The sequence below is a fragment of the Rhodanobacter fulvus Jip2 genome (genome assembly GCF_000264315.1).
In the GTDB taxonomy this organism is placed as follows: Bacteria; Pseudomonadota; Gammaproteobacteria; order Xanthomonadales; family Rhodanobacteraceae; genus Rhodanobacter; species Rhodanobacter fulvus.
The window spans coordinates 1-14,697 of record NZ_AJXU01000041.1; the positions used below are offsets into that span (position 1 = coordinate 1).

Sequence of the window (14,697 nt, forward strand, 5' to 3'; positions counted from 1 at the left end):
TGCCCGGCAAGTCCGTGAGCCAGGGCCGGGCTTTTCGACAGCACATCCATGTGCTGGCGAAAAGGCATCGGCATCCTGCCGATGCCCCCTTCGGGGCCTGTCGACCCCTACTCACCGCCGCACAGGGGCCCCGGGTAGAGCAGCGGGCCATCCTGGCCCGCACTCGGGATGGAGCAGAGCAAAAGCAAAACGAGGCAAAAGCAAAAGCGCCGGACTTCGTCGCCAAACCTCAACCGTTCTCCCTGAGCATAGGCCGAAGGCCGCAGTCGAAGGGCACCCGCCGCCCGCACCCTCGTCTTCGCCGCACGCGGTACGCTCAGGGCGAACGGAAAAAAGAGGAAACACCGAAAGCCACCGCTCTCGCCGCGGCAACGCCGCGGCACACCGAGTCCGCGCCACGATGGCGCGGTGCTTTTCCCGGGGCCCCTCTGCAGCGGCGGGTGGGCGAAGGATCAGCCCGCAGGGTGGCTTGCATGGATGCAAGCCAGTTTGGCGTCAGCACAGGCGACGGCATGGATGCCGGAGTTGAGGCAATGCAGGATGCAATTGCCCGATGTGCTGTCGACAAACCCCGTAGCCCGCACGCGTACCTCGCGGGCAGGATGCCCGCGAGGCGCGGAAGCGGGGTGGCCTTCTCTTTGGTTACTTTTCTCTTGGCCACGCAAGAGAAAGTAACTCGAGCGCCAACGGCGGTCGAAAGCTCTTCGCCTTTGCTCTCGCTTTTTCTCTTGCCCTCCCCAAAAGCATCGCGACTGAAGTCGGTCCCACAGTAAACCGCGCTAAGGCTGCAGCACGCGGGTCTGTCCAGGCGCCAAACCCTCCAGCGCGTAGTCGCCGATGCGCACGCGGATCAGTCGCAAGGTGGGAAACCCCACCGCCGCCGTCATGCGCCGCACCTGGCGGTTGCGCCCTTCGCGCAGGGTGAGGCTGAGCCAGCTGGTGGGGATGCTTTTACGGAAGCGCACGGGCGGATCGCGCGGCCACAACCAGTCGGGCTCCGCCACGTGCTCGGCCAGCGCCGGCAACGTGAGGCCATCCTTCAGCGTGACGCCGCGGCGCAAGGTCGCCAGCGCGGTGTCGTCAATCTCACCATCGACCTGGGCCAGGTAGGTCTTGGGCTGCTTGTGGCGCGGGTCGGTGAGCCGGTGCGCCAGCTTTCCATCGTCCGTGAGCAGCAGCAGGCCCTCGCTGTCGTGATCCAGCCGTCCAGCCGCATAGACGTCCGTTTGCCTGACGAAGCCGGCCAGCGTGGGCCGGCCGCGGTCGTCGGTGAACTGGCACAGCACGCCGAACGGCTTGTTGAGGGCGATCAGCATGCGGCGTCAGCGGCTCAGCGCGAAGCGTTCGCCGCCGGCTTCACGAAACGCAGGGTCATGCGGTCGGACTCGCCGATGGCCAGGTATTTCGCCCGATCGGTATCGCCCATGGCCAGCGTGGGCGGCAGCGTCCATACGCCCTTGGGATGGTCGTGGTCGTCGGCCGGGTTGGCGTTGATTTCGCTGCGCTCATCGAGCTTGAAACCGGCGTCGGTCGCCAGCTTGATGACGGCGGCTGTGGGCAGGTAGCCGCTGCTCTTCACCGCCGCCAGGGTGGCGCCGTCAGCGGCGCGGTGGTCGACCACGCCCAGCGCGCCGCCCGGTCGCAGCACTGCATAGAACGCCTTGAACATCGCCGGCGCGGTCTCGGCCATGACCCAGTTGTGCACGTTGCGGAAGGTCAGCACCAGATCGGCCGAGGCAGGCGCACCGAGTACCGGCTTTTTCGGATCGAAGCTGACAATGGCGGCATTGCCGAAGTGCGCCGGATCGGCCGAGAATTTGCGCCGCAGCTTGCTGTCGTCGGCACGTGCCTCGCTGTCGGTCGATGGCGCCTGCTCGGCGGCGATGTAGTGGCCGTTGTCGTGCAGCAGCGGCGCCAGCAGCTCGGCGTACCAGCCGCCTCCGGGGGTGATCTCGATCACCGTCTGGTCGGGCTGGATGCCGAAAAACTGCAAGGTGGCCTTGGGGTGGCGCCAGCTATCGCGGGCACGATTGGCCTCGCTGCGCCAGCCGCCCGCCAGTACGTCGTCGAGCTGGCTGGCGGTGAAGTCGCTGGCACTGGTGGGTGGCACCAGCGCATCGGTGGGCTGGTCGGGCTCGGCCGTGCCCGCCGCAACCACCTGCGCGCTGGCTCCCAGCCAGCTGCCCGCCAGCGACAGGGCGAGAAGCAGGCCGAACTTCTTCAAGTGGGTCATCGCTATATTCCTGATCCCGCCGCGGGCGTCATGCATCGCGGGTGGGTGATGGGTGGAAACACGTCAGACGTGCGGGCCGGGTGCAAGACGCGCGGGGGAGGAATCCGGTCCGCCAATGACAAGGATAATCGGGTCCAACGCTTTCTTGTACGTCGGCGCGGCAAAGCTGTTCACATGCGAGGCGCGCGCCAGGCACTTACCATGGACACCCCGCGCTTCCCCACCGTAAGCGCGCTGAAGGAATTCTCTCCCCCATGCCCACCCAGCGAATGTTTCGCCACGGCCTGCTGCTGCCCACATGGGCGCTGGCCACCACGGTTGCCGCCGCGCAGCCGATCACGCCGCAGGCCGAGCTGGCGCCGATTACCGTCACCGCCACGCGCACGGCGCAATCGCCGTTCGACGTGGCCGCGTCGGTCGACGTGGTGGCCGCGCCGGCCAGTGGCTCACTGGACGTCAACGCCTCCGAACTGCTGCAGGGCGTGCCCGGCATCCTGGCGCGCGACCGCCAGAACTACGCGCAGGACACGCAGATCTCGATCCGCGGCTTCGGTGCGCGCACCACCTTCGGCATCCGCGGCGTGCGCCTGTACAGCGACGGCATCCCCGCCACCATGCCCGACGGCCAGGGCCAGGTATCGCATTTCAGCCTCGATGCCGCCGACCGTATCGAAGTGCTGCGCGGGCCGTTCTCGGCGCTGTACGGCAATGCCTCCGGCGGCGTGGTGCAGTTGTTCAGCGCCGAAGGCACCGACCCGCCGCAAGTGCGCCTGGGCCTGGCCGGCGGCAGCGACGGCATGCTGCGCGCCGCGCTCAATGCCCGCGGCGTGCAGGGCCCGCTCGACTACAACATCGACTTCAGCCATTTCCGTACCGACGGCTACCGCGACCACAGCCGCGCGCAGCGCGAGTCGGGCAACGCGGTGCTGGGCTGGAAACTGGATGACCGCCGCAAGCTCACCGTGGTGCTGAACACGATGAACCTGCCCGGCGCGCAGGACCCGCTGGGCCTGACGCCCGAGCAGTTCCACGACAACCCGCGCCAGGCGGACGAGGCCGCCACCACGTTCAACACGCGCAAAAGCGTGTCGCAGCAGCAGGCCGGCCTGACCTACGACGACCAGCTCAGCAACGCCAGCCACCTGCGCCTGATGGGCTATTACGGCCAGCGCAGCGTGCTGCAATACCTGTCGATTCCCGCCACGGCGCAGATCAGTCCGCTCAGCGCCGGCGGCGTGGTCGACCTGGGCAACGAATATGGCGGCGGCGACGCGCGCTGGACCTGGGCCAGCACCCTGGCCGGGCTACCGTTCGAGCTGACCGTGGGCGCCAGCTACGACAACCAGCACCAGCACCGCCGCGGCTTCGAGAACTTCGTCGACGACACCGTGGGCGTGCGCGGCGCACTGCGTCGCGACGAGCAGGATCGTGTCCACGATTTCGACCAGTACGCCCAGGCCAGCTGGCGCGTGGCCGATGCGTGGACGGTGATGGCCGGCCTGCGCCACAGCGAAGTGAAGTTCGCCACCGACGATCGCTACATCACCGCCGCCAACCCCGACGACAGCGGCCGCGTGGACTATTCGGCCACCACGCCCGTGGCCGGCGTGCTGTATCGCGTTTCGCCCACCGCGCACCTGTATGCGTCGTACGGCAAGGGCTTCGAAACGCCCACGTTTTCCGAGCTGGGCTATCGCAACGACGGCGACAGCGGGCTCAATTTCGGCCTGCGACCCTCGCGCACGCGCAGCGCCGAAGTGGGCCTGAAGCTGCGACCACGGCCGGGCACGCAGGCCGACTTCGCGCTGTTCCGCGCCGACAGCCGCGACGAAGTCGCCGTGGCCACCAGCCTGGGCGGTCGCACCACGTACCAGAACATCCCGCGCGCCCGCCGGCAGGGGGCGGAAGCGTCGCTGACCACGACGTTCGCCCCGCACTGGAAACTGCAGCTGGCCTATACCTGGCTGGACGCCAGCTTCCGCTCGCCGTTCCTGGCCTGCGCCGGCCGCTGCGCCGCGCCGAATACGCCCGTCGACGCGGGTGCGCGGATCGCCGGCGTGCCACGCTCCAACGGCTATGCCGCGCTGCACTACGGTGGCGAAACCGGCTGGCAGGCGGACCTCGATGGCCGCTACGTGGCCGCCGTACCCACCGACGATCTGGGCACCACGAAGGCGTCACCGTATGCCGTGTTCGGCACGGGCGCGGGCTACGTCACCGACCACGGCCACTGGCGCACGCACGCCTTCGCCCGCATCGACAACCTGGCCGACCGCCGCTACGTGGGCTCGGTGATCGTCAACGACGGCAATGGCCGTTATTTCGAACCCGGTCCGGGCCGGACCTTCCTGCTGGGCGTGGATTTGCGCTGGCAGCCGTGACTGTCGACCTGTAAGAGCGCACCTCGTGTGCAATGCTTCTTGTGTCGTGATGAAGAGCATCGCGCACAGGTGCGCTCCCACGGGGGAATCGTCAGTAGCGGATCACCGACCGGATCACCTTGCCTTCGTGCATCAGGTCGAACGCGCGGTTGATGTCGTCCAGCGGCATCACCTCGGTGATCATTTCGTCGATCTTGATGTCACCCGCCATGTAGCGATCGACGTAGCCGGGCAGCTGCGAGCGGCCTTTCACCCCGCCGAACGCCGAGCCGCGCCACACTCGCCCAGTCACCAGCTGGAACGGCCGCGTGCTGATTTCCTGCCCCGCGCCGGCCACGCCGATGATGACCGACTCGCCCCATCCCTTGTGGCAGCACTCCAGCGCCGAACGCATCACGTGGACGTTGCCGATGCACTCGAACGAATAATCCACGCCGCCATCGGTGAGCTCCACGATCACCTGCTGGATCGGCGTATCCGGGTAATCCTTGGGGTTGATGAAGTCGGTGGCGCCCAGCAGCCTGGCCATCTCGAATTTGGCCGGGTTGGTGTCGACCACCACGATGCGCCCGGCTTTCGCCATCACCGCGCCCTGCACCACCGACAGGCCGATGCCGCCCATGCCGAACACCGCCACGCTGGCGCCCGGCTCCACCTTGGCCGTGTTCAGCACCGCGCCGATGCCGGTGGTGATGCCGCAGCCGAGCAGGCAGACCTTGTCCAGCGGCGCGGCCTTGTTGATTTTCGCCAGCGAGATTTCCGGCAGCACGGTGTATTCGCTGAACGTGCTGGTGCCCATGTAGTGCAGCAGCGGCTTGCCGTTCAACGAGAAACGCGAGGTGCCGTCGGGCATCAGGCCCTGGCCCTGGGTGACGCGGATTTTCTGGCACAGGTTGGTCTTGCCGGACAGGCAGAATTTGCACTCGCCGCACTCGGGCGTGTACAGCGGAATCACGTGATCGCCCACCTGCAGCGAGGTGACACCTGCGCCGATTTCCTCCACGATGCCGCCGCCTTCATGGCCCAGGATCACCGGGAACATGCCTTCCGGATCGGCGCCGGACAGCGTGAAGGCGTCGGTGTGGCAGACGCCGGTGGCGACGATGCGCACCAGCACCTCGCCGGCTTTCGGGCCCGCCACGTCGACCTGCTCGATCGACAGCGGTTTGCCTGCTTCCCAGGCGACGGCGGCGCGTGATTTCATGATGCGGCTCCTCGATGCGATGCGGATGCGTTGAACGCTCCATGGTACCCGCTCGCCAGCTCAATCCTCGACCGCGCCGCAGCGACTCATGCCCGGCAGTTGCCGGCAGAAATCGTCCGCCTCGGCCAGCAACCATTCGCGGAAAACCTGCAGCCCGCGGTGTTCCAGCGAACGCGGCGGATACACCAGCCAGTACGCCTCGGCCACCGGCAGGTAGTTGTCGCCCAGCACGTGCAGGCGGCCCGCGTCGATCAGCGACTTCGACGTCACCATGCGCCCCAGTGCCACGCCCAGGCCTTCCAGCGCCGCGTGGCGCAGCGCATCGAGGCTGTCGAACTGCGCCACGTAGCGCTGCGGCTGGGTGCCGCCGTGATGGTCGAACCAGTCACGCCAGCGCGTGGACGATGCCGGCTCGCCGAGCAGCGGCCAGCACGACAGGTCGCAGGGATCGGCGTCACCCATCTGCGCGATCAACTCGGGCGCCGCCACCGGCGCGATCCACTCACCGAACAATCGCTCGCTGTGCAGACCGGGCCACTCGCCCCGGCCGTAACGCAAACCCGCATCCACCGGCTCGCGCGCGAAATTCACCAGGCTCGAACCCGACTGCAAGGTCAGCTCCAGCTCCGGATGCACAGCCACCAGGCGCGGCAACCGCGGCACCAGCCAGCTCGACATGATGCCGGGGCTGGCGCTGAGCGTGAGCGCGTCGTGGTGGCGCGTGCGATACGCCGCCAGCGCCTGCTCGATGCCATCGACATGCCCACCCACCGCCTCCAGCAGGCTGCAACCCTCGACCGTCAACGTGACACCGCGCGGACCGCGCTCGAACAGGCGCCGATCCAGCCGCTCCTCCAGCTGTTTCATCTGGTGGCTGAGCGCACTGACAGTGAGGTTTGCCTGCGCCGCCGCGCGCGACAGATTGCCCAGTCGGGCCACCAGCACAAACTGTTGCAACAAGCCCAGCGGCAGCTTCGCCATATTGAATTTCCCTCAAGCCTGACTTGCGAATATATCGCTTTTTTGCGGCCTTCCCCGCGCGTACCTTGAGCGCCTCCCAAGTCGTTGCGCAAACCGCGAAGGAGCTCCGTCATGAGTTCGTTATGGAAGGATCTGCTGTTTCTGCATGGCCACCTGACCCACGCCCGGCTGATCTGGTCCGATGTCGAGGAGACCACGGATCAGGACGCCGCCACCGCCAACAAGCCAGCTCCCGGCGCGCAGGCATGCGCCGCGGCGTGTTGTGTCGTGGCGGGACTGCCCCGGATTGCCGCGCCGCGCTGAGCACCCACCGGCCACCCAGCCAGCACCCCAGCCGATCTGCCTGAGCGTCGGCCGCGCAGCGGCCAGAGTCGAAGGGCACGCCAGCTCGCCGCAGCAACACGTCGACTCCGCCGCCCTGCGGGCGGCTACGCTCAGTGTGAACGGTCGCGGGAATATCGGCGCTCCTGCAGGCACGAATGACAGCCCGCATCCAGCCCACGTCATAGGCACGCATTTGAAACCGGGTGCCGCAATGGCCACACTTGGGCCTCCCCACGTTTCTTCGGACGTCTCCATGGCATTGCGCCCGCTCGGCAACTCGCCGCTTTCCATCGCCCCGCTCGCCTTCGGCGGCAACGTGTTCGGCTGGAGTGCCGACGAAACGCGCTCGTTCGAACTGCTGGATGCCTTCGTCGACGCCGGCTGCAACCTGATCGACACCGCCGACGTGTACCCGGCTTGGGTGCCGGGCAACCAGGGCGGCGAGTCCGAGGCCATCATCGGCCGCTGGCTCAAACGCAGCGGCAAGCGCGACAAGGTGGTGATCGCCACCAAGGTCGGCAAATGGGCCGAGCAGCCGGGCCTGTCGCCGGTGAACCTGCAACAGGCGGTGGACCGCTCGCTGCAGCGGCTGCAGACCGATTACATCGACCTGTACCTGGCGCACGAGGATGACGCCAGCGTGCTGCTGGCCGACACGCTGGGCGGATTTGCGCGCCTGATCGAGCAGGGCAAGGTGCGCGCCATCGGTGCGTCGAACTACAACGCGCATCGCTTCGCCGAAGCGCTGGCCGTGTCCCGCGAGCACAACCTGCCCCGCTACGAAGTGCTGCAGCCGGAATACAACCTGCTCGAGCGCGCCGGTTACGAGAGCGAACTGGAGCCGCTGATGCGCGCCGAGAACATCGGCGTGATCAGCTATTACGCGCTGGCCAGCGGCTTCCTCAGCGGCAAGTACCGCGACGAGGCGGACCTCGCCAAGAGCAGCGCCCGCGCCAGCGCGGTAAAGCGCTACCTCAACCCGCGCGGCCTGCAAGTCCTGGCCACGCTGGACGCGGTGGCCGCGACCCATCAGGCCACCGCGGCGCAGGTGGCACTGGCCTGGCTGATCGCCCGCCCCGGCATCACCGCCCCCATCGCCAGCGCCACCACGGTGACCCAATTGAACGACCTGATCGGTGCGGTGAAGCTGCAGCTGGGCGCGGACGAGATCGCCGAGCTGGATCGCGTCAGCGCCTAACCTGGCTGGATGTGGGAGCGACTTCAGTCGCGATGCTCTTGCTCTGGAATCCCGACAAAAGCATCGCGACTGAAGTCGCTCCCACAGGCACAGGGGCGAGACTCACTCCAGCGGCGCCTCCACCGTGTAACCCTCGGCCCGCAGCTTCGCCAGATAACCATCGGGTTTCAGCAACTCGTCCATCGACAACATGGCGAAGGTCTGCCGGTTGGTTTCCAGCGCCTTGCGCGCGGCGGCCAGCCAGGTGGCCTGTACTTTCTCGGGGATGTCGTCGATACCCAACTGGCGCGCAAAGCCCGCATCCGCCAGCGCATCGATGCAGGCCTGGCGGCGGTTGCTGTCGGGCAGTTCGCGCAGCGCCTGCAGATCGCCGGTGGCCCATGCATTGGCGCGGGCTTTCATCGACGGCAGGTCATGCTCGATCGCATCCAGCGTACGGCTCATGCACATCACGTCGTTGGGGGCGGCCTGCTTGAACGCCTTGATCGCCGCCCGCGGGTGCTCGATCGTCACTGGATAATCGACCGCGGTTTCGGTCACGCCATGCTGCTTGGCCAGCGCATCGACGGCAGCCTTCACGCCGCCGGAATTGCTGAGGCCGTTGGCCTTGATCGCCGCCTTGTACAGCGCCTGCGCGGCGAAGATCGGCCGCCACCGTTCGACGCTGCGCTTGTCGTTGAGATAGGTCTGCTTCAACGCCTGCCAGCGCGCGTACGTGGGCGCGGACAATACCTGCTGCAGGGTTTTGCCATCCTCGTTCTTGCGCGCGCTGTAGGCCGACGGCAGCAGAAAGAGTTTGCCCAGCCAGCCCGTGTCCACCTTCATCTTCACCGAAGGCGGCAGCAGGATCTGTTGCGCGGAGGCGATCACCGATTCCACCTCGCGCGACTGCCACGTCATGCCGCGCGGCAGCGGCGACAGCGTGCCCAGGATCCACAGCTCGTGATCACCCCGCGACACCCGCCACATGCCCGGACCCGGCTGCACGCCGGTGACCAGCACGGCGGGAAGATCGGCCACGTTGGTCGATGATGGCGGTGGTGGCGCGGCGCGCAGGGGCGCGCCCACCATCAAGGTGGTCAGGACGAGCAGGGGCATTGCCGAGCGCAGGCGCATGGGATGGTCCAGGCGGGGAGTGGCTATTTTGCCAGGCAGGGGCTGACTGGGAGCATTGTGGTGGTTTGGGGCGTTGGGTGGGGGTTTGCTGCGGGGCGGGCCCTCTCCCCTGCCCCTCTCCCGCAAGCGGGAGAGGGGTTCAAGCCGGCCTCCTCTCCCGCTTGCGGGAGAGGACTGAGGAGAGGGTTTTTTTGCCCGCGGAAAACGTCCCGCATCCACAAAAGAAAAGAGGCGCCCGAAGGCGCCTCTCCTCAACCAGCCGTAAAGACGGCCATACACACTACCCGATCAACCCTTCGCAAGCGTTGCCAGTGCCGCATTGAACGTCGCGCTGGGACGCATCGCGCGGCTCACCTTGTCCATGTCCGGGTGGTAGTAACCGCCGATATCCACCGGCTTGCCCTGCACGCCATTCAGCTCGGCCACGATGGCCGCTTCGCTGCTTTCCAGCAGTTTGGCCAACGGGCCGAACCTGGCCTTCAGCGCCGCGTCCGTATCCTGCTCGGCCAGTGCCTGCGCCCAGTACAGCGCCAGGTGGAAATGGCTGCCGCGGTTGTCCAGTTCGCCCGTCTTGCGTGATGGTGACTTGTCGGTATCCAGGAACTTGCCGTTGGCCTGATCCAGCGTTTTCGCCAACACGCCGGCGTCGGCATTGTCGTAGCGCTCGCCGAGGTGTTCCAGCGAGGCGGCCAGGGCCAGGAATTCGCCCAGCGAATCCCAGCGCAGGTGGTTTTCCTCGACAAACTGCTGCACGTGCTTGGGCGCGGAGCCGCCGGCACCGGTTTCGAACAGGCCACCGCCGGCCATCAGCGGCACGATCGACAGCATCTTGGCGCTGGTGCCCAGTTCCATGATCGGGAACAGGTCGGTGAGGAAGTCGCGCAGCACGTTGCCGGTGACGGAGATGGTGTCCAGCCCCTGACGGATGCGCTCCAGCGAGAATTTCGTGGCGGCCACGGGATCCATGATGCGGATGTCCAGCCCGCTGGTGTCATGGTCCTTCAGATAACGCTCGACCTTGGTGATCACCTGGGCGTCGTGCGCGCGCTGCGGGTCCAGCCAGAACACGGCCGGCGCGTGGTGGGCGCGGCTCACCGCCAGCTTCACCCAATCCTGGATGGGCGCGTCGCGGACCTGGCACATGCGCCAGATGTCGCCGGCCTCCACGTCGTGCTGCAACAACACCTTGCCGGCCTCGTCGGTGACCTTGACCACGCCATCGCCGGCGATCTGGAAGGTCTTGTCGTGCGAGCCGTATTCCTCGGCCTTCTGCGCCATCAGGCCCACGTTGGGCACGCTGCCCATGGTGGCCGGGTCGAACGCGCCGTGCGTCTTGCAGTCCTCGATCACCGCCTGGTACACGCCGGCGTAGCTGCGGTCGGGGATCACCGCCACGGTGTCCTGCAGCTTGCCTTCGGCGTTCCACATCTTGCCGGAGTCGCGGATCATCGCCGGCATCGAGGCGTCGATGATGACGTCGCTGGGCACGTGCAGGTTGGTGATGCCCTTGTCGGAATTGACCATCGCCAGGCCCGGGCGCTGCGCGTATTCCGCCTGCAGATCCGCCTTGATCTGCGCCTGCTGATCTTCCGGCAGGCTGCCGAGGCGCGCGTACAGGTCGCCGATGCCGTTGTTGGGGTTGAAGCCGATCTGCTTCAGCGCGGCGGCATGTTTCGCCAGCGCATCGCGGTAGAACTCGGAGACCGCCACGCCGAACATGATCGGGTCGGAGACCTTCATCATGGTGGCTTTCAGGTGCAGCGAAAACAGCACGCCCTTTGCTTTTGCATCCGCCACCTGGGCGTCGATGAAAGCGGCCAGCGCGCGCTTGCTCATCACTGCGCCATCGATGATCTCGCCTTCCAGCAGCGCGGTTTTTTCCTTCAACACGGCGTGGCTGCCGTCCTTGCCGAACCATTCAATGCTCACGTTGCCGGCGCGCTCGATCAGCGCCGATTTCTCGGTGCCGTAGAAATCGCCGTGGTCCATGTGCGCCACACGGGTCTTCGAATCCGCGCTCCAGGCACCCATGCGATGCGGATGCTTGCGCGCGTAATTCTTCACCGAAGGCGGCGCGCGGCGATCGGAATTGCCTTCGCGCAGCACCGGGTTCACGGCGCTGCCCTTGACCTTGTCATAGCGCGCGCGTACGTCTTTTTCCTGCGCGTCCTTCGGCTCGTCCGGGTAATCCGGCAACGCGTAACCCTGCTGCTGCAATTCCTTGATGGCAGCCTTCAGCTGCGGCATCGAGGCGCTGATGTTGGGCAGCTTGATGATGTTCGCCTCGGGCGTGTTGGCCAGCTGGCCCAGCTCACCGAGATCGTCGGCGATGCGCTGGCTTTCCTTCAGCGCCTCGGGAAACAGCGAAATGATGCGTCCCGCCAGGGAGATATCGCGCGTCTCCACCGCGATGCCGGCGGTGCTGGTGAAAGCGTCGATGATCGGCAGCAGCGACTGCGTGGCCAGGAACGGTGCCTCGTCCGTCAGCGTGTAGATGATCTTTGGCGTGGAAGACATTGTCGGTATTGACCTCTCTGCGACGACAGTTCGGGATGCGCCAGCGCGATCGGCGGCGCTCGGGAAAGCTGCCCATTGTCGCGTTTTAGCCCCACAGGGGAAAGCGCGGGTGGCGGCGCACAAACCGGCGTCGCCCACTGCGGCTCCGTGCGGGAGCCGTCGTGGGCGACTCGAGCCACGCGTCGATGCGCAAGCGCGTTACCTCACGGACATATACGCGCGCTTGCTGCTGACTCCCATCGGCGCCCAATCAGCGCATCACGCGAAGGACCCGAGAAATCACCGTTGCCGAGTTCCACAGCGTCAGGGCTTGGCGGGAATCTTCAACATCTGACCCGGCTCCAGCTTGTCCGGCGTGGTGAGCTGGTCGCGATTGGCGGCATAGATCCGCTCCCACGCACCCCCGTCGCCATAAACTTGTTGCGCAATGCTCGACAGCGTGTCGCCCTCCACCACGGCACGAAGGCTCGTTCGATCCACCGGGGAGCCAGGATGCTCAGACAAGCCACTGAAATCCGCCTTGTCCGCCGGCGCCATATGCTCCGCCTGCTCACGCACCACTTCGCGCGACTCGAAAATGCCCGGCTTGTCGTCGTTGGCCATGGTTGCCTCCGTTGCGAAAGCCACCGTGATAGCGCTGGGGCGGTCAAGCGGCCGTGAGGCGGTGGCGATACCAGATGCTTTCTGGAAGCCCGCGTGGTCCGCTCGATGCAGCCAGATTGTCAGACCTTGCGTTTGAGGAGCTTCCTTACGAAGAGAAATCCAGGAAAAACCGTGGCAAAGAGCAAAAACCACCGTATGCGGCGCCCCTTCCCAGTCTGATCATTGATCACGGTTCCATCCGCCAAGGTGATCGAAAGAAGGCGGGATCCGGCACTATCGAGGAGTAGGTCACCTTCTTTCGGTAACCGATAGAACGGGCAGAACGTACAACTGAAGCGCTTGACGGTTCCATCGACGAGGAATTGGTAAATAAAGCCTGACCCCCTCCTTTCAAAGGTCCCGTACGCTCTCACGAGCGGGCGGTCAGGCATGGATCTTTGAAGGAACCTTGGATTAAGCAAAGCTGCAACAAGCAGAATGCCGAATAGAACCGCAATAATTATTTTCATAACGACTAACGTTGGAGTTAGCGGCGTGCGGTAAGCGCGTCCGCCTGGACGGTTGTTACAGCGCTCGCTTGCTAGCCAGGAGCGCAGTCAAAAGAGATACAGCGGCGCCTGCTGTAACCGAAGCCAAAAGTGCCCAACCCAGCAAGTGATGATTGTACGAAGCGGCGTTGCCGGACTCGGTAATGATGGCGTTGCAAGCGCGCCGAACGCAGAGGACCCGGTGGCTGTACAGCGCATGCAGGACCTGGAAGGTTCCGTAGCTGGTGGCCGCAAAACCGATGCTACTAAGGAGCATCAGCCCGCGCCGTGAGAAGCTCCTATAAACGGCTATGGTGCTCCAGGAGACAAAAGTCCCCAGCGCCAAGCAGACGGTGCCGGCAGCCACAGCGAAGATCGGGTTCATGGCCGCGCCTTCAGCCTAACGCTGGAATTGAACGGCGGCGTAGCCGTCCGCCTCGAATGAATTGTTAGGCGACAGATACACACGCAGCCCTCATTTTAGCCCCATCAGTCCTGCGAAGGCTTGTGCGTTGCTGGACGGCTGCCCTTGGCCGCGGTTTATCACTCCCCTCACGGAGACTTGATTCACAATTGAAATTATGGTTTTCGGACGTCCGCTGACTTTTCTTTCGTTGATTAAACCGGGGTTCTTAGATCTTGCAATCCATATCAATAGCGTCTCAAGGCTATCTATTTTGGAAATGGCTTGTTTGCTATCTGCGGAAATAAAAGTGATAGATGGCTTTCCTTGTCGACCAAACATTGCTGCTGAGTACTTCCTTAACTTGTCTCGCGTTACCGACTCAGCGCAAAGCGTTTGTTTCGCCGCCATTCCCACATACCAAGGAACAGGATTGCCGCCGCCGTTATTCAAGGCGAAGATATAGATGCCGTAGCCGTTGCCCGAAGCGCTGGTCTGAATTCGTTCGATCGATTTCCCATTTAGCGTACGGATTAATCCGTGCGTATTGGAAATGTCCTCTGTCTGAAGTTCAAGTCGTTTCTGAACTGTGAACTCAACGGTCATGACTCAGTCCTGTAATTCGCCGGAGTGGCATTGGGTCTTTCACCTAACGCTGGAGTTAAGCGGCGGCGTAGCCGTCCGCCTTGAACGAACTGTTAGGCCTGGTGCCACCCAAGCCACCTTACGGATGACGCTAAACACGTCTTGTCCGGGCCAGGTAGGAAGCACCAATAGCGATGAAAGCTATGCCAACACCGAAGAAAGCCACTTGTTTGCCGAAGTATGCAGCAGTGAAAAACAGGCATCCGGCAGCGGTGAAGAGATAGCCGTTGCGCTTTGTATTCCGGGGACGTGGCACTTCACTCTCCTTTTGAAGGCCTAAACGCCTGAGTTAAGCCGACCCGCAGCGGGGTGGCGGCTGGGTGCTAGCGTAGCGGAAAAGCAACCAGGCGACGCCCCGATGCGGGTTCGGCTTGAATGAATTGTTAGCCCTCATTTTGAGGCGCCCGAAGATCAGAGCCAAATCCTACAAAGTAAAAGTCGTGATTGACACACGCCTGCTCCAGGCGTTGTGTGCTCGCTGGCTGAGCCCGAGATAGGGGCAAGTTAGCAAAACGGCTTGAATCGCGGCCAACGTACCGCGACGTCGACGTCCCCCCGCATTGAG

At 64.9% G+C, this 14,697-nt stretch carries 12 protein-coding genes; 3 read left to right on the forward strand and 9 right to left on the reverse strand.

Annotation, left to right across the window (positions count from 1 at the left end; genetic code table 11):
• Nucleotides 1–779: 779 nt before the first annotated feature.
• Nucleotides 780–1,316, reverse strand: a complete 537-nt coding sequence (locus UU9_RS10270; protein WP_007081686.1) for a pseudouridine synthase — start codon at nt 1,314–1,316, stop codon at nt 780–782.
• A gap of 14 nt (nt 1,317–1,330) precedes the next feature.
• A complete protein-coding gene (locus UU9_RS10275; RefSeq protein WP_007081687.1) occupies nt 1,331–2,233 on the reverse strand; it encodes a class I SAM-dependent methyltransferase in 903 nt (300 codons plus the stop codon).
• 254 nt (nt 2,234–2,487) lie between these two features.
• On the opposite strand from UU9_RS10275, the gene UU9_RS10280 reads away from it, so the two are divergent.
• Entirely contained in the window at nt 2,488–4,614 is a 2,127-nt protein-coding gene (locus UU9_RS10280) for a TonB-dependent receptor family protein (protein ID WP_007081688.1), read from the forward strand.
• A gap of 91 nt (nt 4,615–4,705) precedes the next feature.
• Here UU9_RS10280 and UU9_RS10285 read toward each other — a convergent pair whose 3' ends face one another.
• Nucleotides 4,706–5,818 (reverse strand): S-(hydroxymethyl)glutathione dehydrogenase/class III alcohol dehydrogenase, encoded by a 1,113-nt coding sequence (locus UU9_RS10285; protein ID WP_007081689.1) that lies wholly within the window; start codon nt 5,816–5,818, stop codon nt 4,706–4,708.
• A 60-nt stretch (nt 5,819–5,878) separates the two neighbouring features.
• Nucleotides 5,879–6,799 (reverse strand): LysR substrate-binding domain-containing protein, encoded by a 921-nt coding sequence (locus tag UU9_RS10290; RefSeq protein WP_007081690.1) that lies wholly within the window; start codon nt 6,797–6,799, stop codon nt 5,879–5,881.
• A gap of 111 nt (nt 6,800–6,910) precedes the next feature.
• Here UU9_RS10290 and UU9_RS10295 point away from each other — a divergent pair, with 111 nt between their 5' ends.
• A complete protein-coding gene (locus tag UU9_RS10295; RefSeq protein WP_007081691.1) occupies nt 6,911–7,102 on the forward strand; it encodes a hypothetical protein in 192 nt (63 codons plus the stop codon).
• Between the two features lie 274 nt (nt 7,103–7,376).
• A complete protein-coding gene (locus UU9_RS10300; protein ID WP_007081692.1) occupies nt 7,377–8,321 on the forward strand; it encodes an aldo/keto reductase in 945 nt (314 codons plus the stop codon).
• Nucleotides 8,322–8,423: 102 nt separating this feature from the next.
• On the opposite strand, the gene UU9_RS10305 is transcribed toward UU9_RS10300, so the two are convergent.
• The 5 genes from UU9_RS10305 to UU9_RS17925 all read right to left on the reverse strand — a co-directional run bounded on the left by UU9_RS10305 (nt 8,424) and on the right by UU9_RS17925 (nt 14,093).
• Nucleotides 8,424–9,419 (reverse strand): TraB/GumN family protein, encoded by a 996-nt coding sequence (locus tag UU9_RS10305; RefSeq protein WP_156804259.1) that lies wholly within the window; start codon nt 9,417–9,419, stop codon nt 8,424–8,426.
• A 306-nt stretch (nt 9,420–9,725) separates the two neighbouring features.
• Complete coding sequence (locus UU9_RS10310; protein WP_007081694.1) at nt 9,726–11,954, reverse strand: NADP-dependent isocitrate dehydrogenase; 2,229 nt, start codon at nt 11,952–11,954, stop codon at nt 9,726–9,728.
• A 303-nt stretch (nt 11,955–12,257) separates the two neighbouring features.
• Nucleotides 12,258–12,557 (reverse strand): LysM peptidoglycan-binding domain-containing protein, encoded by a 300-nt coding sequence (locus tag UU9_RS10315; RefSeq protein ID WP_007081695.1) that lies wholly within the window; start codon nt 12,555–12,557, stop codon nt 12,258–12,260.
• Between the two features lie 564 nt (nt 12,558–13,121).
• Complete coding sequence (locus UU9_RS10325) at nt 13,122–13,469, reverse strand: hypothetical protein (protein ID WP_007081697.1); 348 nt, start codon at nt 13,467–13,469, stop codon at nt 13,122–13,124.
• Nucleotides 13,470–13,559: 90 nt separating this feature from the next.
• Nucleotides 13,560–14,093 carry a hypothetical protein gene (locus UU9_RS17925; protein ID WP_156804260.1) on the reverse strand — a complete coding sequence of 178 codons (534 nt, stop codon included), beginning with the start codon at nt 14,091–14,093 and terminating at the stop codon, nt 13,560–13,562.
• Between the last annotated feature and the right edge of the window lie 604 nt (nt 14,094–14,697).

Coding starts and splice junctions, on each gene's coding strand:
- UU9_RS10270 (WP_007081686.1), bottom strand. CDS start 1,316: ATGCTGATCGCCCTCAACAAGCCGTTCGGCGTGCTGTGCCAGTTCACC.
- UU9_RS10275 (WP_007081687.1), bottom strand. CDS start 2,233: ATGACCCACTTGAAGAAGTTCGGCCTGCTTCTCGCCCTGTCGCTGGCG.
- UU9_RS10280 (WP_007081688.1), top strand. CDS start 2,488: ATGCCCACCCAGCGAATGTTTCGCCACGGCCTGCTGCTGCCCACATGG.
- UU9_RS10285 (WP_007081689.1), bottom strand. CDS start 5,818: ATGAAATCACGCGCCGCCGTCGCCTGGGAAGCAGGCAAACCGCTGTCG.
- UU9_RS10290 (WP_007081690.1), bottom strand. CDS start 6,799: ATGGCGAAGCTGCCGCTGGGCTTGTTGCAACAGTTTGTGCTGGTGGCC.
- UU9_RS10295 (WP_007081691.1), top strand. CDS start 6,911: ATGAGTTCGTTATGGAAGGATCTGCTGTTTCTGCATGGCCACCTGACC.
- UU9_RS10300 (WP_007081692.1), top strand. CDS start 7,377: ATGGCATTGCGCCCGCTCGGCAACTCGCCGCTTTCCATCGCCCCGCTC.
- UU9_RS10305 (WP_156804259.1), bottom strand. CDS start 9,419: ATGCCCCTGCTCGTCCTGACCACCTTGATGGTGGGCGCGCCCCTGCGC.
- UU9_RS10310 (WP_007081694.1), bottom strand. CDS start 11,954: ATGTCTTCCACGCCAAAGATCATCTACACGCTGACGGACGAGGCACCG.
- UU9_RS10315 (WP_007081695.1), bottom strand. CDS start 12,557: ATGGCCAACGACGACAAGCCGGGCATTTTCGAGTCGCGCGAAGTGGTG.
- UU9_RS10325 (WP_007081697.1), bottom strand. CDS start 13,469: ATGAACCCGATCTTCGCTGTGGCTGCCGGCACCGTCTGCTTGGCGCTG.
- UU9_RS17925 (WP_156804260.1), bottom strand. CDS start 14,093: ATGACCGTTGAGTTCACAGTTCAGAAACGACTTGAACTTCAGACAGAG.